This window comes from Hathewaya massiliensis (genome assembly GCF_902143515.1).
Lineage (GTDB): Bacteria > Bacillota > Clostridia > Clostridiales > Clostridiaceae > Hathewaya > Hathewaya massiliensis.
In genome coordinates this window covers 147,981-167,980 of record NZ_CABFVD010000001.1, presented here as the reverse complement: position 1 = coordinate 167,980, position 20,000 = coordinate 147,981, and the positions used below count along the sequence as shown (strand labels likewise).

The 20,000-nt window shown below is 27.4% G+C and carries 16 protein-coding genes; all 16 read left to right on the top strand.

The features are described 5' to 3' along the window. Positions 1–38: 38 nt before the first annotated feature. The 16 genes from FNZ64_RS00810 (at position 39) to murJ (ending at position 19,999) form a co-directional block, all read left to right on the top strand. Positions 39–1,073, top strand: coding sequence for an NAD/NADP octopine/nopaline dehydrogenase family protein (locus tag FNZ64_RS00810; RefSeq protein WP_185903634.1), 1,035 nt, complete (start codon positions 39–41; stop codon positions 1,071–1,073). Next, complete coding sequence (locus FNZ64_RS00805; RefSeq protein WP_142412980.1) at positions 1,064–2,260, top strand: carboxylate--amine ligase; 1,197 nt, start codon at positions 1,064–1,066, stop codon at positions 2,258–2,260. Before FNZ64_RS00810 ends, FNZ64_RS00805 begins: the two co-directional genes overlap by 10 nt. 5 nt (positions 2,261–2,265) lie before the next feature. Further along, a complete protein-coding gene (locus tag FNZ64_RS00800) occupies positions 2,266–3,900 on the top strand; it encodes a cobalamin B12-binding domain-containing protein (protein ID WP_142412979.1) in 1,635 nt (544 codons plus the stop codon). An 83-nt stretch (positions 3,901–3,983) separates the two neighbouring features. After that, a complete protein-coding gene (locus tag FNZ64_RS00795) occupies positions 3,984–5,528 on the top strand; it encodes a polysaccharide deacetylase family protein (RefSeq protein ID WP_142412978.1) in 1,545 nt (514 codons plus the stop codon). Positions 5,529–5,562: 34 nt separating this feature from the next. Then, positions 5,563–6,930, top strand: coding sequence for an O-antigen ligase family protein (locus FNZ64_RS00790; protein WP_142412977.1), 1,368 nt, complete (start codon positions 5,563–5,565; stop codon positions 6,928–6,930). A 17-nt stretch (positions 6,931–6,947) separates the two neighbouring features. Further along, positions 6,948–8,051, top strand: coding sequence for a glycosyltransferase family 1 protein (locus tag FNZ64_RS00785; RefSeq protein ID WP_142412976.1), 1,104 nt, complete (start codon positions 6,948–6,950; stop codon positions 8,049–8,051). 24 nt (positions 8,052–8,075) lie between these two features. Beyond that, positions 8,076–9,161, top strand: a complete 1,086-nt coding sequence (locus FNZ64_RS00780) for a glycosyltransferase (RefSeq protein WP_142412975.1) — start codon at positions 8,076–8,078, stop codon at positions 9,159–9,161. Positions 9,162–9,178: 17 nt separating this feature from the next. Continuing rightward, positions 9,179–10,237, top strand: a complete 1,059-nt coding sequence (gene wecB / locus FNZ64_RS00775; RefSeq protein WP_142412974.1) for a non-hydrolyzing UDP-N-acetylglucosamine 2-epimerase — start codon at positions 9,179–9,181, stop codon at positions 10,235–10,237. A gap of 17 nt (positions 10,238–10,254) precedes the next feature. After that, positions 10,255–11,472: a glycosyltransferase family 4 protein gene (locus tag FNZ64_RS00770; protein WP_142412973.1), complete on the top strand. Its 1,218-nt coding sequence runs from the start codon at positions 10,255–10,257 to the stop codon at positions 11,470–11,472. Positions 11,473–11,499: 27 nt separating this feature from the next. Beyond that, the gene (locus FNZ64_RS00765; RefSeq protein WP_142412972.1) at positions 11,500–12,738 is read left to right on the top strand and encodes an O-antigen ligase family protein; all 1,239 of its coding nucleotides are present in this window, start codon (positions 11,500–11,502) and stop codon (positions 12,736–12,738) included. Positions 12,739–12,753: 15 nt separating this feature from the next. After that, positions 12,754–13,407 (top strand): exopolysaccharide biosynthesis polyprenyl glycosylphosphotransferase, encoded by a 654-nt coding sequence (locus FNZ64_RS00760; RefSeq protein ID WP_142412971.1) that lies wholly within the window; start codon positions 12,754–12,756, stop codon positions 13,405–13,407. Positions 13,408–13,625: 218 nt separating this feature from the next. After that, complete coding sequence (locus FNZ64_RS00755; protein ID WP_243129166.1) at positions 13,626–14,366, top strand: WecB/TagA/CpsF family glycosyltransferase; 741 nt, start codon at positions 13,626–13,628, stop codon at positions 14,364–14,366. Continuing rightward, positions 14,359–15,771: a flippase gene (locus FNZ64_RS00750; protein WP_341472621.1), complete on the top strand. Its 1,413-nt coding sequence runs from the start codon at positions 14,359–14,361 to the stop codon at positions 15,769–15,771. The genes FNZ64_RS00755 and FNZ64_RS00750 overlap by 8 nt, the downstream gene beginning before the upstream one ends. Before the next feature lie 16 nt (positions 15,772–15,787). Further along, entirely contained in the window at positions 15,788–16,909 is a 1,122-nt protein-coding gene (locus FNZ64_RS00745) for a glycosyltransferase family 4 protein (RefSeq protein WP_142412970.1), read from the top strand. Positions 16,910–17,009: 100 nt separating this feature from the next. After that, a complete protein-coding gene (locus tag FNZ64_RS00740) occupies positions 17,010–18,452 on the top strand; it encodes an O-antigen ligase family protein (RefSeq protein ID WP_142412969.1) in 1,443 nt (480 codons plus the stop codon). Continuing rightward, complete coding sequence (murJ, locus tag FNZ64_RS00735; RefSeq protein ID WP_142412968.1) at positions 18,449–19,999, top strand: murein biosynthesis integral membrane protein MurJ; 1,551 nt, start codon at positions 18,449–18,451, stop codon at positions 19,997–19,999. The genes FNZ64_RS00740 and murJ overlap by 4 nt, the downstream gene beginning before the upstream one ends. Position 20,000 lies beyond the last annotated feature (1 nt).

The following is a 20,000-nucleotide window of genomic DNA, read 5'->3' as shown; positions in this document are numbered from 1 at the left end:
GGATGAAAATAAGATTAAGATGAAATGGAGTGATATGTGTGATAGCAGTTTTAGGAGCAGGCAATGGGGGAATTGCCATTTCTACTTATTTAGAAGAAAAGGGCATAAAGACTACTGTGTGGAACAGGACAGAGGACCGAATAAAAAATATAGAAGATAACAATAACATAGTAGAAGTTACTAAGGTTGAAGAAAATTCAGTAAACAATATAAGAATAACGAAACTTACAAATGACATAGAATCAGCCATATGTAATGCTAAATATATTTTTGTAGTTACTCCAGGAAATGCACATATTGATATAGCTAAAATAGTAGCTCCATTCATAAGAGAAGACCAAGTTTTTATTTTAATGCCAGGTAGAACTTATGGAAGTTTAGTTTTTTCAGAAAAAATTAAAGAACTAAGAGGTTTTTGTCCAACCTGTATAGAAACTCAAACTATTTTACATGCTTGCAGAATAAATAAAAATAAATTATATATTCACGGATTAAAAGCTAAGGTTCTATATTCTCATTTCGATAAGTTAGAAAAAGAACATATAGATTATATTCAGTCTATAATTCCAGAATTCGTTTATGAAGAAGATTACTTTAAGGTAACTTTAAATAATATAGGTGCTTTGCTGCATCCTATTCCTACAATACTTAATTTAGCTAGAATTGAAAGTGGGAGTAAATTTAAATATTACACAGAAGGATTTTCTCCAACTGTAGTTAAATATATAGAGAATGTAGATGCTGAGAGAAAAATTGTTTGTGAGAAAATAGGATGCCAGTATATATCCCTACTAACATGGTTAAATAGAGAGTATGGGTCCAGTGGAGCTTCAGTCTATGAAAGCATAAATGAAATAGAAGCCTATAAGAACATAGCTTCTCCAGACACTATAGAACATAGATATATTTATGATGATATAAGTACGGGGCTTGTACCTATATATTATACGGGTAAAGAGTTTGGAATAGAGCTAAAATATATAAAGGCTGTAATAGATTTTGCTTCCCTATTAATGGACTATGATTTTATTAACTTAGGTAGGAGATTTAACAAGGAGATGCTATGCAAATGAACTTTATTCCAGTAATTTTTGGCGGTTATGTAAATGCCTACAGTATAGTTAGAACTTTTTATAATGAATATAAAATAAAATCTTTGGTTTGTGACCATGTAAAAAATATTTGTTACTATTCAGATCTTTGTGAGCACAAGCTAGTAAAAGATCCTAAGGTTTATGAAGAAGATTTTATAGAAGAAATTATAAAGTTAGGTCAGAATTTAAAGCAAAAAAATATAACTCCAATTATAATAACTACAAAAGATGAATGGTTAATTTCTCTAGTAAAACATAGAAGCGAGTTAGAAAAATATTATAAGTTCTCTTTTCCAGAATGGGATATAATAGAAAAACTAACTATTAAGGATAAGCTTTATAAATATTGTGATGAACTTGGAGTTAAATATCCAAAAACATTCTTATGTAATAAACATAACATAGAAGGAATTAAGAGCCATTTAAAGACTCCAATACTTGTTAAACCTACAGAAGTAGTAGAATTTATATCAGCTTTTCCTTCAGAAAAGAGGAATATGGTTTTTCAGGATTTTGAAGAACTGGAAAGTTACCTTACGGAAAAATTTGAGAATGGATATAAAAGCACTTTTATATTACAAGAATATATACCAGGTGGAATAGAAAATTTATATACCATTACTACTTATAGTAGTAAAAAGGATTGTGATTTAAAAGGGGTTTCTATTGGACATAAATTAACTCAATATCCTAAGGAAGCAGGAACCATAACTTCAGGCATGATATGCTATGAAAATAGATTAATAGAACCTACAAAAAAACTTTTAACAGTATGTAAGTATTATGGTATAACTAATGTAGAGTATAAATATGACCATAGAGATGATACTTTTAAATTAATTGAAGTAAATCCTAGACCAGGTATGTGGAACTATTCTTCATATTTAAGTGGAGTAAATTTATTTAAAATGATGGTGGATGATATGGTTTTAAATAAGGATTTACAGTATGTTGAAGGTAAGCAACAGTTATTGTGGACTGTAATACCTCTTAAAGAAGTAATTAAGAATATAGATAACATAGAAAAGAAAAAAGTTGTTAAAGAACTTATACAACATAATAAGGTTATAGATCCTAGAAAAAATAAAGGGGACTGCTTGAAATTTAAAATACATATAACTGAAAGTGATTTTAAAAGAAGGGTCTCAAAATTTTTAAAGAGGTGAGATAGGTGAAAAAGTTAATATCTGCAGCCATAGGAAGTTGTGTTCACGTAGCAGGAGCTTTTAAATTTACACAAATGGCTGATGCAGAAGGTTATGATACTACCTATATGGGAGCTGCGGTACCTTTAGAAAAGTTAATTAATGCTATAAAAGAAATTCAGCCGCATATAGTTTCTATAGGATATAGATTAAGTAAGGAATCTACAGAAAAGTTATTAAAAGACTTAGAGGGTATGTTAATAGAAAATAACTTATTAGAAGGGATTATTTATTCCTTCGGTGGTACCATAGAAACTGCAGAAGTTGCAAGAAAATTTTCCTTTATAAAGAAGGTTTTTGATGGTTCTGAAGAGCCAGAGGAAAGTATTTTATTTTTAAGAGATACTTACAATAAGGAAAAGTTGGGAGGAATGCCACCTCAAAGACTTAGGGAAAGACTAGAATACAAAAAACCATACCCGCTTTTCAGGCATCATATAGGACTAGGTACTTTGGAAGAAACAGAAGAAGGGATTAAGACTTTAGCAGATTCTAAACTACTAGATATTATTTCCCTAGCTCCAGATCAAAATTGTCAGCAATTTTACTTTAATCCTGAGGGAATGGATATTAGGCAAAATGGTGCAGGTGGAGCACCTATTCGAAAAGAAGAAGATTTAGTTCGTATGTATGAAGCTACAAGAAGAGGTAACTATCCTTTATTAAGATGTTATTCAGGAACTGAGCATCTATTAGAGTTTTCAAAGATATTAAAGAGAACCATAAATAATGCTTGGGCAGCTATTCCTCTAACTTGGTATTCTGAAATAGATAGAAGATCAGATAGAAAGCTTAAAGATGCCATGAGAGAAAATCAAGAGGCTATAAAGTGGAATGCTGAAAATGGTATTCCAGTTGAAATAAATGAGTCACATCAATGGGCTTTAAGGTTTGCACATGATGCCTTAGAAGTAGCTATGTCTTATATAGTAGCTTATAATGCAAAGGAATTAGGAGTTAAAGATTTTATAATGCAATATATGCTTAGTAATCCTCCAACTATATCCCCAGAAATGGATATAGCTAAAATGATGGCTAAGGTGGAACTACTTAAAGACTTAGAATCTGAAGACTTTAAGATTATTAGAATGGTAAGACCAGGCTTATTATCATATCCAGCGGATATGGATGCTGCAAAGGCCCAACTTGCTAATGAGATCTTCTATGGAACATATTTAGATCCAGATATAATACATGTGGTTTCTTATTGTGAAGCTGTGGATAGAGCTACTCCTAAGGAAATAATTGAATCTGTAAAAATAGCTAAACGATCATATTTAATAGCAAAGCAGGGTATTCCAGATTTTATGGCAGATAAGAGGGTTTATGACAGAAAAGAAACTTTAAAAGAAGAGGCTATGGAAATAATAAATAGTATTATTAAGATAGGTCAAGATTATGAAAATCCATTAATCCAACCTGAAGTTATTTCTAATGCAGTAAAATTAGGAATAATTGATGCTCCATGTTTAAAAGGATTTGGAGACTGCAAAGGTGCTGTAAATGTAAGAATTAAAGATGGATATCATGTCCTTGTAGATGATAAAGATAATGTGCTTACAGAAAAAGAAAGAATTAAGGGATTAGTAGGTAAATTATAATTTTATGGTATCTATAGACAAGAGGGTTAAATTATCTATAGATACCCTTTTAAAATATAACATGTATTTGTGAGGAGAATTCTATGATATATCTATATATCCAAAACAAAAATTACATTAATCAGATATCATATGTTTTTGAAACTATATTTTTAAATTTAGGTTTTGATTATAAAATATTAGACAAAACACAAAATATAAATATTAATACAGAAGATATATTAATAAGTTATTTAAAAGATAATGAAAGTAGCTATGATTTGCCTGAATTCAAATATAATATAAAAATAAAAGATAGCAATGGATTATTTAATTCTAATTCCTATATGAAGGAAACAGTGTTTGAAAATATTAAGGTTCAGAAGTTTGATATACATAATTACGGAGAGTTTATTTCTTTGTTTTCTAAAGAAGATACAATATATTTAAAAAGGACTTATGAAAATCATAGTTTGAGTTATGAAACGAATTTTGACTTTATATCAGATTCATTCTTTATACTTACAAGGATGGAAGAAGTAGTAAGCGCCTTAGAAGAAAGAGAAGATCCTCACAATAGATTTTCTGCGTTACAATCTCTTGCATATAAAAATGATTTTTTAGATAGACCTATAGTAAATGAATATGTGGAATTTTTATGGAATATAATAGATGAATTTAAACTGGGGTATCTTAGAAAAAATTGGTGGGGAAATAATAAATTTTCAGTTTGTTTAACTCATGATGTGGACATGGTATTTAAATATACATCTTTTAAAAAAGAAATAAGAAATTCTGCTAGATATTTATTAAAGGAAAAATCTCCTAATAAATTTTTAAGTAATTTAGGCTTATTCGTTAAAAGTAAGGTAAACTATAGTAATGATCCTTATTGGAACATAAAAGATATAATGGATTTAGAGCAGAAAAAAGGGTTTACATCAAGTTTTTATTTCATGAGTGGTGGAACTTCTAAGGTGGACAATTATTATAAGGTTTATGATGAACGAATAAAGAACCTTATAAGGTATGTGGAAGAAAACAATTTTGAAGCAGGATATCATGCAAGCTTCAATAGTTATAATGATATAGATTTGATGAAAGAAGAAAAGGAAATTTTAGATAAAATAATAAGGGAAAAACCCTATGGATGTAGGCAACATTATCTAAGGTTTCAAGCACCATATACATGGAGATTGCAAGAAGCAGTTAAACTAAATTATGATACAACTTTAGGATATGCTGATAGGGAAGGCTTTAGAGCAGGATATTGTTTTCCTTATAAGCCTTATGATTTATTAGAAAATAAAATAATAGATATATGGGAAATCCCTCTTATTGTAATGGATGTAACTTTGGCAGGAAGTAATTATAGTAATTTAAAACCCAAAGAGGGTATACTAAGAGTTAAGGAATTGATGTCTACAGTTGAGAACTATGGTGGGGTATTTACAATCTTATGGCACAATTCTTCCTTTGATGAGCTCAATCCACTTTGGAGACAATGGGCTTATGTATATGGTGAAATTTTAGAGTATATTGAGAAAAAGCCTTGTTCTGTTGCTAGTGGAAGAGGCATAATTAGAAATATAGAAAGTGTTAAAAAGAGAGTATATGAATATGAAGAAGTTATAGCAAAAACATTTTAATTTTTGTAATTGTATTTTATATGGAGGATTTTTTATGAGCGTAAAAATTGAATATATTGTAAATCTTATATTAATTACTGTATTTTTTACTTGGATGGACTTGGTGTTTAATTTCTCTATACCTGTTCATCAAATACTATTAGTGGTTTCATTACTTTTAAGTATAATTTATTTTATACAAAATAGAGAAGTTGCGGTTAAAAAAATTTTTTCTAATAGTAGATTAAATAAATTGATTTTTATCTTAATAAATATATATATACTTGTAGACATAATAAATATAGCTTATTCACCTGTAAAAAAATATGCTTTAATAAAGTATGTAGTAATTGGTCAAATGTATATACTTGCTTTAATTATGTACTTATTTATAGACAATGGAAGAGATTTAAATAAAGTATTTGTAGTTCTAGGTATAGGATCAATTATGATATCAGTATGTTCTATTTTGGCTTATTTTGGCTTAATAAATCTTATTGTACCTTTTTATGGAAGAATAGCTTTGATAAAGGATTATAATTTAGCTGCAACAGCAATTTTAACAGGAACCTTTGCGTTATCAATAGTTATAATTAAAAATATAGAAAGTTTAAGAAAAAGAATCATATTGTTCACTTTAACTTCTTTTCTTACAGTACCTATTATATATAATGGTGGTTCTAGAAGAGGAGTAATTCTATTACTTATAAGTTCTTTAGTTGTTATAGCATATTATTTTTGGAAGCTTTATATGGAAGAAAATTTGAATTTTAAAAGTGTTTTACCTATAATTATTTCAATTTCTGTAGTATTGGGAGTAAGTTTAGGATTAAATAATGTAGTAACAAATCTTTATAAAGATGGTGCTAATTTACCTGAAAATGTACAAAAATACGAGGATATACGTGAAGAGGCAGAACCATATAATGTTAACAATACGTACAAGACCATATATAAAGGAAGTGCCTTAAATAGTAGAAAAGTTATTTGGAATTTGGCATTTACAGAAATAAAGACATTTAAACTAAAAGATTATTTAATAGGAAGAGGTTCAGGATACTCTTCTTACATGTATGTAGATAAGTATAGCAGTAACATAGAAAAACTATATGGTAATAATAAAAAACCAAAATTGGGAGGAAGTCATCCTCATAATTTATTTTTAGTAGACCTTATAGATGGTGGTATAATTAGACTTGTAATTGAACTTTGCATATGGATTATAATATTAATACAATTAATAATTACATTTAAAATAAACAAGGGCTTATTTACCATAGAATTTTTAGCTTGGATGTGTATAGTATCTAATTGTTTAATTTCAGGAAGATATGGTTTTATATATTTTAAAGAGTTTTGGATTTTTGCTATTATAAATATGATAGTATTAAGAAACAGAGAAAGCTTAGAGGAAAATTTATAATAAAAGGAATGATAACAGTGAACTCTAAAAATTGTATTTTTCATGTGCCCTATAAAATAAATCATAAAGTTAAGTCAGGAACCAATATTAGACCAATAAAAATAATAGAAGGACTTAAAAATAATGAGTACAATGTAGAAGTTGTAGAGGGATATGGCAAGGAGAGAAAAAACTCCATAGAGAATATAAAAAGAAATATAAAAAATGGAGTAAAATACGATTTTTTATATAGTGAGAGTTCTACTATGCCAACATTGTTAACAGAAAAAAATCATTTGCCTAAATATCCTTTTTTAGATTTTGGATTTCTAAAATATTGTTCAAAGGAAAACATTCCAATTGGGCTTTTTTATAGAGATATTCATTGGAAATTTCCTCAATATAAAAATCAGGTTAATATTCTTAAACAAGTGATTTCTAAATTATTTTATGAATATGACCTTAAAAGATATAAAGAATTAGTAGATGTTTTATATTTGCCTTCAATGGAAATGTTTAAATATTTAAATTTGGATTTTACGGGTAAAATCGAAAATTTACCTCCAGGAAGCGATGAGAGTGAAGGTTATTGTATAAAGGAAAAAGAAAATAAGGATATAATTAAAATTTTTTATGTAGGTGGAATAAACGAAGAGCTATATAATTTGAAGTTACTTTTTGAAGTTGTAAATGAAAATAAAAATTTATATTTAACTGTTTGTTGTAGAGAAAATGAGTGGAAAGCCAATGAGAAAGAGTATAGTAAGTTCTTGAATAATAGGATAGAAATCATACATAAAGATGGGAAAGAAGTATATAACATAGCTAAGAATTTTGATATAATGAATTTATATATTAAACCCACTGGTTATTGGGAATTTGCTATGCCATTAAAATTGTTCACTTATATAGGATATAGAAAGCCAATATTGTCTGTAGAAGATACTGTGGCAGGAGATTTTGTCTCAAAGAAAAATATAGGATGGCAGTTAGGATATAATAAGGATAAACTATCAGAGTTTTTTTATAATATCTCTAAGAATGAAATAGCTGAAAAGGAACAAAATATAAGTAAAGTATTAGAAGAAAATACTTGGGATTGTCGAGCTCAAAAGATAATAGAGGATTTGAGTAAGTTATAGCATTATCCTTATGGAGGAGATTAAATGAAAATATGTTTTTTATCTGATGCAAATAGTATACACACTAAAAAACTTTGTGCTTTCTTTAAAGATAGAGGACATGAGGTATATGTGATTTCTTTAAATGAAGGGGTTATTCCAAATGTAAAGGTGTATTCTTTTGATGTAAGTTTAGATAAAATTAGAAATAAAAATAACCTTAAAAAGTTAGAATACTTAACCTATAGAAAAAAAGTAAAAAAGCTTATAAGGGAAATAAATCCAGATATAGTTCATGCACATTATGCTACTAGCTATGGATTTCTAGGAGCCCTAAGCAATTTTCATCCTTATGTTTTGTCTGTATGGGGAAGTGATGTCTTTGATTTTCCAAGAAAAACCATAATTAATAAAATACTACTTAAATACAATTTATCTAAAGCTGATAGAATACTATCAACTAGTAGTGTTATGGCGCAGGAAACTAGTTTATATACGGATAAGTCAATTTATGTAACTCCATTTGGGGTTGATATTGATATTTTTAAGCCAGAAAAAGAGGATCAAAAGTATAATAGGGATGAACTAGTAATAGGTACTATAAAAGCTTTAGAACCCAAGTATGGAATTGAATACTTAATAAGGGCTTTTGCTAAAGTTGCGGAAAAAAACTCTAAGGTTAGGTTAGAGATTGCAGGAAAAGGAAGTCAAAAAGAATATTTAGTTAATTTATGTAAAGAACTAAAGATAGAACATAAGGTTAAATTTTTAGGATTCTTAAATAGAGATGAGGTTGTAAAAACTTTCAATAATTTTGATATTGCGGTTTTTCCTTCAACTTTGGATAGTGAAAGTTTTGGAGTAGCAGCAGTAGAAGCACAATCTTGTGGTATTCCTGTTATAGTTTCAAATGTTGGTGGTTTACCAGAGGCTACATGCCCTAATATAAGTAGTTTATTAGTGGAGAAGGAAGATATAGATGATCTTAAAGTAGCCCTAGAAAAATTAGTAAATGATAAAGAGTTAAGAATAACTATGGGAACAGCAGGAAGAGAATTTGTTAAGGCAAATTATAATATAGAAAATAACTTTAATGAAATTAATAAAATTTACAATGACTTATTAAGTTAATAAAGGGAGATGCATTTATGAAGATTATCACTGTAGTTGGTGCTCGTCCACAATTTATTAAGGCAGCAGCAGTATCAAATGTAATAAGAAAAGAACACGAAGAAATACTTATACATACAGGGCAACATTATGATGAAAATATGTCAAAAATATTTTTTGAAGAACTTAAAATACCAAAACCTGATTATAATTTATGTGTTGGTTCTGGAGGTCATGGTGAACAGACAGGTAAAATGCTTATAGAACTTGAAAAGATTTATTTAAAGGAAAAACCTGATTTAATATTGGTTTATGGAGATACAAATTCTACCTTAGCAGGAGCTTTGTGTGCAAGTAAATTATTAATACCTGTAGCTCACGTTGAAGCTGGACTTAGAAGTTTTAATATGAGTATGCCAGAAGAACAAAATAGAATATTAACAGATCATATATCTAAGTTTTTATTTGTACCAACAGAAACAGCTGAGAACAACTTACAAAAAGAGGGCATAGCAAAAGGGGTTTACAATGTTGGGGATGTAATGTTTGATGCTGTATTGCATTTTAAAAAAATAGCTTCTGAAAAGGAATCTATACTAAATAAAATAGGTGTAGAAGAAAATAAATATATTTTAACTACTATTCATAGAGCTGAAAATACCAATGATATAAATAGATTAAAGAATATTATAGAAGCTTTAAATGAAAGTGGTAAAACCGTGGTTCTTCCACTGCATCCTAGAACTAAGAAGTACATGACAGATTACGGTTTAAATTTTAATGAAAATATTAAAATCATTGAACCAGTTGGATACTTGGATATGATAGCTTTAGAAATGCATGCAGAAAAAATTGTAACAGATAGCGGTGGGGTTCAAAAAGAAGCATTTTTTGCAAAGAAACCTTGTATTACTATGAGGGATGAAACAGAATGGGTAGAAACAGTTAAAAATGGTTGGAATGTAATAGTAGGAACTAATAAGGAAAAGATATTAGATTCCATAATTAATTTTATGCCTAAAAAAGAGCAAGAAGATATTTTTGGAGATGGGCATGCTTCTGAAAAAATACTATCTATAATAAATCAAGGTTTTTAGTTAATTGAGGTGAAATTATGAAAATATTATTTTTAACACAATATTGTCCACCAGAGGTTGGTGCACCACAAAATAGAATTTTTGAGTTTGCAAAACAGCTAAAAAAATTTGGACATGAAATAACTATATTAACAGCTATGCCTAACTATCCAAAGGGAGAGATATTTGAAGAATATAGAGGAAAGAAGTTAGTTAAAGAGGAGATAGACGGTATAAAGATTGTACGTACTAGTATTTATGCTACTAAAGAAAAATCCTTTACGAAAAGATTAAAAAATTATTTATCCTTTACGTTTTCTTCAGTATTTACAGGTTTAAAGCATATTGAAGAACAAGATGTCGTAATTACTGAATCACCACCACTGTTTTTAGGTTGGTCAGGGTATGTTATTGCAAAAAGAAAAAAAGCTAAGTTTGTTTTTAATGTTTCAGATTTATGGCCAGAGTCAGCTGTTAAACTAGGGGTTCTAAATAATAAGTTATTAATTAAAGCTTCTACGTGGCTTGAGGAATTTTCCTATAGAAAAGCAGCAGCAGTTACTGGGCAAACAAAAGGTATAGTTGATAATATTGTAAGCAGAGGCTTTGATAAAAATAAAGTTCATTTAATAACTAATGGAGTAGATACAGAATTCTTTAAAAAAGAAAACAGAGATGAGAAATTAAGAGAAGAGTGGGGCATAAAGGATAAGTTTGCAGTATGCTATGCTGGTATACATGGTTTAGCTCAAGGATTAGAAGTCATTATAGATGCAGCAGAATTATTAAAAGAAGAAAAAGATATACAGTTTGTATTTATAGGAGATGGACCAGAAAAGTCTAAGCTTATGGATATGGTAAAGGAAAAGGAATTAAATAATGTTTCCTTTCAACCAGTACAACTTAAACCTAATATGCCTAGAATAATAGCATCTATGGATGCTACTGTAGTTCCTTTAAAAAAATTGGATTTATTTAAAGGAGCATTGCCATCAAAAATGTTTGAAGCATTGTCATCTGAATTGCCTATAGTATTGGCTGTAGAAGGAGAAGCAGAAAAACTTATAAATGATGCTAGGGCTGGAATAACTGTTGAACCTGAAAATGCAAAAGAGATTGCAGATGCAGTTTTAAAACTACATAAGAATAAGGACTTAAAAGAAGAATTGGGACAAAACGGTAGAAAGTATGTTATAGAAAACTATTCAAGAGAGAGTATAACGAGAAAATTAGAAAAAATATTAAAAGAACTTTAATTAATGTTTTTAATGGGAGATAGTATAATGAGTTTATTAGAGTCTATATTAGTATATCTTATATATTTATATATAATCGTATTACCATTAGCTCCTAGCAAATTTAAAATAAAAGAAACAGTACCCTTAAATGGAGATATTATAATTTTATTTATAATATTAACTTATATTATAAATTTATTGGTAAATAAGAGATCAAGAGAGCGTTTTATAAAGGGGATAAAGGACTTTTTTAAGGATAAGTTCAGTATTTCAGTATTTATATGGATAGCTATTATGTTTATTTCCATAATTTATGCTAAAGATAAGAGGCTAGCTTTAAGTGAAAGTGTAAGATTTTTTACTTATGTAATTTTATTTTTTATCATAAAATATGAGGTTCATAGTAAAAACATACTTAATAGGATTTTAAATATAGTGACCCTAAGCTTATTTTTGGTAGATTTAATAGGAGTCTTTGAATACTTAAAAGGTATGGGAACAATTCAAAGTAGTGGTGCAAGCTCCTTTTTAAGAATAGCATCTACTTTAGAAAATTCTAATAACTTAGGTGCATTGTGTGTTCTTCTTATTTTTCCATACATAATGCTATGCATAAAAGAAAAAAACAAAAAAAAGAGAATAATCTATGGAACAGTTTCTTTTTTAACTTTTCTCAATATAATGTTATCTTTTTCTAGAAATGCATGGATAGGATTATTTTTAGGTGCTTTAGTTTTTGTAGTTACATATAATTTAAAGTTAATTTGGGGTGTTGGAGCCTTAGGAGGAATTTCTCTTTTATTCCCTCAAATAAGGAATAGGGTAAAAGATATAGGTAATATATCCCAAAATTTATCAAGGATAACCCTATGGAAAGTGGCTTTTCTTATGATAAAAGATCATCCTATTTTAGGGGTTGGAGCAGGAAATTATAGAACTTACTATGATCAGTATATTAATAAGGTAAAGTTCTTAGGCTATGGAGCCTACAGTAAGTTTCATCCTCATAATATATACATTAAAGCACAAGTTGAATTAGGTATAATAGGATTAGTAGCTCTAATATCTTATTTAATAATTCTTGTATTTAATGTTGCTAAATTTTATAATGAAGTGGAAAATTACCATTATAAGTATTTTTATAAAGGATTTCTGTCATCATTAATTGCATTTACGGCAATGAACTTTATAGATAATTTCTTTTCAGCACCTAAAGTCATAAGTTTTTTTTGGATTATAATTGCAGTAGCTAGTTCATATAAATACAATTCACAAAATATATAATTTGAGGAGGAAACCATGGAGAATAATTTGCCAACTATAGATGTGGAGAGAGACATTAAAGATAAAAAACTTCAGTTTATTATTAAGAGGTTTTTTGATATAATATTATCTTTAATAGGAATTGTAATTTTGTCTCCACTTTATATAATTTTATTTACAGCTATAAAAATAGATTCTAAAGGTCCTGCTCTTTTTAAGCAAGTAAGGGTAGGAAAAGATAAAGAAAATTTTACAATATATAAATTTAGAACTATGATAGTTGATGCTGAAAAAAAATCAGAATTAAAAATAGATCCTAAGAATCTTAATAATTTTGTATTTCAAAGTAGATCAGATAATAGGATTACAAAAGTAGGAGCCTTTTTAAGAAAAACTAGTTTAGATGAACTTCCTCAGTTATTTAATGTTTTAAAGGGAGAAATGAGTCTAGTAGGGCCAAGGCCTGAAATTCCTGATGTAGTTAGGTATTATCCTAAAGAATATGACCAAAGACTACTAGTATTACCAGGTATAACTGGTCTAGCTCAAGTTAGTGGACGAGGAGAAATTGAATTAGGAAAAACTGTTTCATACGATTTAAACTATATTAAGAATTTTTCCATACTCTATGATTTTAAAATATTAATTAGAACAGTAACCTCTGTATTAAAGAAAGAGGGAGCATACTAGTATAGTAAGCTATTAATTAAATATAAACAGAGTTATTAGCTTAAGAGGGAGTTTTTACTCCCTCTTAAGGTTAGAAGTCGTTATCCAGGGACGTAGCCGCTCTTTTCTCCTACTTTGAAAAAATGGGAGTACTAGAGCGGATAGTCATGGGATAAATTCATATGAGAACATTGTTTGTACATTGTTCTCTTTTAATATTATTACAAAAGGTGATTAAAATGTATAGCAAAATACTTTTTTATGATATATTCAAAGGTGATAAAAAAGAACTCTTAGATGAAATAGAAAAAAGAGATAAGGTAAATATAATATCAGGAAATCCTGAAATTTTATATTCTGGTCTCCAGGATAAAATGCTAAGAGATTGTTTTACCGATAAAACAGCTTTAATAATTCCTGATGGTGTAGGCACTGTTCTAGCATCTAAATTACTTAAGAATCCTGTTAAAGAAAAGTTAGCAGGTATAGAAGTAATGGAAACCATAGTAGAACAAGCAAGGGATAAAAATAAGGGTATATATTTAGTTGGAGCTAAAGAAGAAGTAGTTCAAAAGTGTGCAGAGAATTTAAAGGAAAAATATAAAGGATTAAACGTACTAGGATATCATAATGGCTATTTTGATTTAGAGGATTGTAATGAGATTTTACAAGACATTAAAGGTAAAAAACCCTATGCTCTTTTTGTTGCTATGGGATGTCCAAGACAGGAAAGATTTATATGGGATAATATTAATGAGTTTCCTTGTAAGGTTTTTATGGGAGTTGGAGGAAGTTTTGATATATTTTCAGGGAAATTAAATAGAGCACCTAAGATAATTATTAATTTAAAAATGGAATGGCTTTATAGAACTTTTAAGGAGCCATATAGGATTAAGAGATTAGCAGTGATACCTAAATTTATACTAAAGGTTTTATTTTACAAGCGTGGTAAAAAGAAAGGAAGTGTAGAAGATAAATAAAATACTTAGAAATTTATTTTCCTTAGGATTTTCTAATATTTTTGCACAGTTATTTGCTTTTTTATTTATAACTTACTACACTAGAACTTTAAGCAAAGACTTAGTTGGGGTAATAAATTTATCACAAGCTATATTAGTATATTTTACTATGATGACACTTTATGGTCTTCAAACTTATGGGACAAAAGAAGTTGCAAAAAACAAAGATGATAAAGGAAAGATACAATCCTTAGTAGGAAACATTATAGGGCTAAGGCTAATCATAGCTATGATTTCTTTTTTATTAATAATCTTAATAGCTATATTTGCCAATAAAGGAACAGTTTTTACATATGTGCTAATAATCTATGGTATTACTTTGTTTCCTATTGCCTTTAACATAGACTGGTTTTACTCTGGAATTTCAGAAATGCAATATAATGCTAGATACAATATAGTTAAGAGTATAATTCCAGTAATTATATTAGTTTTATTTTTAAATGGAGATGAGAAATTTTATATTATTCCCATAGGTACATTTATGGGGATGCTTATGGCTTCTATATATCATCTTATAGTGTATAGGAAAAAATCCTACGAACTTACTATAAAATTTAAACCACATAGTAATATTTATTATTTAAAAGCAGCATTTCCTTTCTTTCTATCAGGAATGTTGTCTATGATAAATTGTAATGTAGATACTATAATTATAGGATTTTTAAGGTCAGATAGTGAACTTGCACTATATTCTACTGGATATAAGATTATCTTTTTTTTAATAAGTCTTATAAGTATAATCTATATTCCAATTTTCCCTAATTTAATAAGTTATTATAGTAACAAGGAATTTGAAAAGCTTAAAGAATTATTATCATATTTAAGTAAGATAATAGTTATGATAGCTGTACCTATTTTTATTGGTTCTATAATGCTCTCAAAAGAAATAATAGTATTTCTATTTAAAGAGAGATATTTAGATTCTTATGTATCCTTTAATATATTATCTTTTTATATATTAATACTATTTTTCAGAGAAATATATGCTTATAGTTTAAATGCATGGGGAAAAGAAAAAGTATATCTTAAGATAGTTAGTATATCTTCCCTTTTAAATCTTATTTTAAATTTTATACTAATACCTAAGTTTGGAATTAATGCTGCAGCTATAACTACAGTTATATCTGAAATACTTAACTTTATTTTAATGAGGAAGGTTGCATCTAGTGAGATTAAAATAACATATAGCAAGTATTTTATAAAGATAATACCTTCAGTATTAGTAATGATACTTTTTATAAAGGTTTTTTCTCCTTTTCATGTTTTAATAAAAATAATAGGTACTATTATAGTTTATTTTATATCAATTTTAGTATTTAGATATATTTCTATAGAAGAGATCAAAAAAATAATTAGAAACAAGTAAAATAGGAGGAAGTAAAATGAAATATTGTGTATTATATCCTAATACTTGGAATGTGAATCTAGTAAAAGAAATGGGAATGATTCCGTATAAATTACATAAACTTTATGGCTTCGATGCAAAAATTGCATGTTATAAAAATGAAGAAAATTATTCTTATTTAGAAAAGGAAGTAAAGGGACTAAAAATTGATTTTATAAAAAAATACACTGGAAATTATACAATAGATGGTGTTATATATCTTTTAAAACATAGTAAAGAAATAGATATGTTACAAGTTTTTCATATAACTCTTTATTCTATGTGCTATGCCATGATTTATAAACTTTTAAATAAAAGAGGTAAAGTATACCTAAAGTTAGATTGTAGCCATAAGTTAATAGATAAATTAAATTCTTTAGGAAAGTTTAGAATGTTCCTTACTAACCTATATTTAAATAAAGCAGATTATATAAGTGTGGAGCAAAAAAAGCTATATCCTAAATTAAAAGATATATTGAAAAAACAAAGTCATAAAATAATAAATATTCCCAATGGAGTGGATTTTGATTATCTACAGCATGAAAATATAAAATATGATTTCAATCATAAAAAAAATATAATTTTAAATGTAGCAAGGGTAGGGGCAAAAGAAAAAAATACAAAAATGCTTTTAGAAGCTTTTTCAAAGATTAAAGATATAGAAAAGCTAGATTGGAAATTATATTTAGTAGGTCCTATAGAAGAAGAATTTAAACCATACATTAAAGAATTTTATGACAATAATCCTAATTTAAAAGATAAAGTAGTATTTAAAGAAGAGATAAGAGATAGAAGAGAACTATTTAAATTATACGGGGAGTCTAAAATATTTTCTCTTACTTCAGATTTTGAAAGTTTTGGTATTTCTTTTATAGAAGCTGCTGCTCTTGGAAATACTATAATTTCAACAGAGGTAGGTATAGCTGAAGAGATAACCAGTAAAGGTGGGGGAGATGTTGTTAAGCTTAATGATGTAGAAGGCTTAAAACAATGCTTTGAAAACTATATTTTTTTAAAGGATTTAAGTGAAAGTTGTGACCTCTCATATAAGGAGTGTAGGGAAAATTTTGATTGGGATAAGATTATACACAAGTTATATAGCGAGTTAAGTAAAAAGTAATAAATTTGTAAATAATATTAATTTAAAACGTGATATAATATTTTTGCATGGATAGCTTGTACAAAGAAATGATCACGTATGTAACTTTGGAGGAACTGGCATGAATCTTATATATAAAGATAAATTTTCATTAATATTAATTATTATATCAATATTAATGGGAATATTAAGTAGAAACTATGTAAACAATATATTGTTTATTTGTTGCTATGTATTTATGGTGTATAGAACGGATATTAAAGACAATTATGATAAATTATTTTATACCCTTATAATAGCGTCTATATTTGAATATACTTTATTTTTCCCATATATAGACAAGCTGCATTTTTTTCACATTTTATTATTGATGTTTACTGTAATAAATCTCTATAAGTTATATAAAAAAGAAATAAAAATCAATTTAGATAAAAAGATTTTTGGCTTTTATATTTTATGGTTTGTGTACATACTTATTAGTTCTATATGGGCTAATAATAAGTATTTATCAATTAAATTTATAATAATATATGCTATAGTATTTTTATTTATGATTAATATTATTTTATATGTTAACAATTATAAGAGATTAGAGAATTTAATAAGCACTATAGAGATAGTATTTATACTTTCATTAATTTTAGGGCTATTAGCCATAATGTTTAGAATACAACTACCTGTAAAACATTATTACGATGAATTTACACAGTATAAATTGTCTTCAAAGGTTATAGCAGAGGTTTCTAAAAGGCCTATAGCATTTTTCTATAATCCTAATAATTTTGGTAGTTTTATAACTATGTTTTTGCCTTTATTTATTTATAAGGCTATTACAAATTCACGTAGAAAAAGACTTAAGTATATTTTTTATAGTTTTTTTGCAGTAGGTATATTACTTTTAACTACATCTAGATTTAATATTGTTGCTTTAGTTGCTATGGTGGTTTTAGTAGTAGTTTATACTATCTCCAATTCAAAACATAGAAAAAAGGGTCTTATTTATTCATTATGCCTAATTATTATATTAAGTTTTATGCTAATATTGCCTGCAATTACAGGGAAAAATTTAGGATATATAAATAAGATTAAAAGTGTACAAGAATCTATTGTAGATATAAAAAATAATAATGCAATAGGCAAAAAAGGATCAGAAAATATAAGACTTACCCTTTATTATGATGTAATAAAAGGAGTTTTAGAAGAGAAAAATTTATTTGGTTTTGGTGTAGGAAATATCTCTGAGTACATAAAAGGACTAAATAATACCCATAAAACTTATAATCCTCATGGATGGTTTTTTGAAATATTAGGTGATTTCGGTGTGTGTATTTTTATTTTTTATGTAGTGTATCTTATATACATATTTAAAAGATTAAGTAATATAAAGAAATACAAAAACAGGGATATAGTTATGGCAGCTCGCTGCATAATATTGAGCTTGGTTGGTTTTATACTTGGAAGCTTTTCACCTAGTTCTATAACTTATTTTTTACCTCATTGGCTTTTGTTTGGAATAATTGTATCATTTTTAGAAATAAATGAATGTAGAGAGGTAGAGAAATGAAAGCATTAAAAAAAAGTATGATATTGAGTATTAGTTTAATATCAATTTTTACAATTTTAAGTAGGGCATTAGGACTATTAAGAGATATGTTTATAGCTTCAAGCTTTGGTGCTACTAGTGAACTAGATGTTTTTAATGCAGCCTCAAATATACCCATGATTTTATTTATGGCTATAGGAACTGCAATAACTACTACCTTCATTCCACTATATAATGAAAAGAGAAAAATTAGTAAAGAGGAAGGCATAAAGTTTACTAATAATGTGTTAAATGTATTTATAATAGGGTCATCAATTATAACTATAATATTTGTGGTTTTTAGTAAGCCGGCATCATCTTTTTTAAATCCAGGATTCAATGAAAATGAGATAATTAATACAGCTATGCTTACAAAAATATTATTACCAACTTTAATATTTAACTCTATTATATATATTTTTAATGGTCTTTTACAATCAGAAGGAAACTTTGCTGTTCCAGCAATGATTTCTCTTCCTCTTAATATGATTATAATTATATATTTATTGCTCTTTGGAAATAAACATGGCATATTAGGACTTACTCTAATAACTTTTATAGCAACAGCATGTCAAGTTTTACCACAGATTTATGCTATGAGAAAAGAAAATTATAAGTATAAATTTTTTATAGATTTAAAAGATCCTATGCTTATAAAAATGAGCGTAATGATATTACCAGTTATTTTAGGAACCAGTGTTCAACAGATAAATAGTTTTGTGGAAAGAGCTTTTGCAGGAGGATTTTCAGCAGGAAGTCTTTCTACATTAACATATTCTTATAGGGTTTTCATAATTTTTGTAGATATTTTTGCTGTGGCAATATCCACTGTAGTATATCCAATGATGTCAAAACAAAGTGCTAATAATAATATTAAAGAAATGAAAGAAACTTTAGTTAAGTATATATCAATATTAGTTGTATTCATAATACCTGTTACAGTTATGGTTATGATACATAGCAAGAGTATAATATTTATATTATTTGAAAGAGGAAGATTTACTAGGGAGTCTACCACATTAACTGCTGGGCTGCTTACATTTTATATAATAGGACTATTACCTTATGGAATAAGAGACTTTTTATGTAAAGCTTTTTATACTATAAAGGATACTAAAACACCTATGATTAATAGCGGATTTGCAATGTTTATAAATATAGTTTTGATTTTTATTTTACAAAGGCCTCTTGGCATAAATGGTATAGCCCTTGCTAATGCAATTTCAACATGCTTAGCATGTATGCTTCTATTTATAAGTTTAAATAGAAAATTAAAAAATATTAATAATAGGGAAATTATTATTTCTTTTTGTAAAACCATTGTTGCCTCTGTATTTATGGGATTTACAATTTTATTATCAAATAAATTTTTAAATATAGCATTAGATAGTACTTTTATTGTTCTTATTAAAATATCCCTTTCTTCGTTATTAGGAACTATAGTTTTTATAGTATCAGGTTATATATTAAATATTACTCAGATAAGAAATATTATTATGTATATAAATAATCGTAAAATATCAAAGTGAG

Coding starts and splice junctions, on each gene's coding strand:
- FNZ64_RS00755 (WP_243129166.1), top strand. CDS start 13,626: ATGTATAGCAAAATACTTTTTTATGATATATTCAAAGGTGATAAAAAA.
- FNZ64_RS00760 (WP_142412971.1), top strand. CDS start 12,754: ATGGAGAATAATTTGCCAACTATAGATGTGGAGAGAGACATTAAAGAT.
- FNZ64_RS00805 (WP_142412980.1), top strand. CDS start 1,064: ATGCAAATGAACTTTATTCCAGTAATTTTTGGCGGTTATGTAAATGCC.
- FNZ64_RS00795 (WP_142412978.1), top strand. CDS start 3,984: ATGATATATCTATATATCCAAAACAAAAATTACATTAATCAGATATCA.
- FNZ64_RS00740 (WP_142412969.1), top strand. CDS start 17,010: ATGAATCTTATATATAAAGATAAATTTTCATTAATATTAATTATTATA.
- FNZ64_RS00780 (WP_142412975.1), top strand. CDS start 8,076: ATGAAAATATGTTTTTTATCTGATGCAAATAGTATACACACTAAAAAA.
- FNZ64_RS00770 (WP_142412973.1), top strand. CDS start 10,255: ATGAAAATATTATTTTTAACACAATATTGTCCACCAGAGGTTGGTGCA.
- FNZ64_RS00765 (WP_142412972.1), top strand. CDS start 11,500: ATGAGTTTATTAGAGTCTATATTAGTATATCTTATATATTTATATATA.
- FNZ64_RS00790 (WP_142412977.1), top strand. CDS start 5,563: ATGAGCGTAAAAATTGAATATATTGTAAATCTTATATTAATTACTGTA.
- FNZ64_RS00745 (WP_142412970.1), top strand. CDS start 15,788: ATGAAATATTGTGTATTATATCCTAATACTTGGAATGTGAATCTAGTA.
- wecB (WP_142412974.1), top strand. CDS start 9,179: ATGAAGATTATCACTGTAGTTGGTGCTCGTCCACAATTTATTAAGGCA.
- murJ (WP_142412968.1), top strand. CDS start 18,449: ATGAAAGCATTAAAAAAAAGTATGATATTGAGTATTAGTTTAATATCA.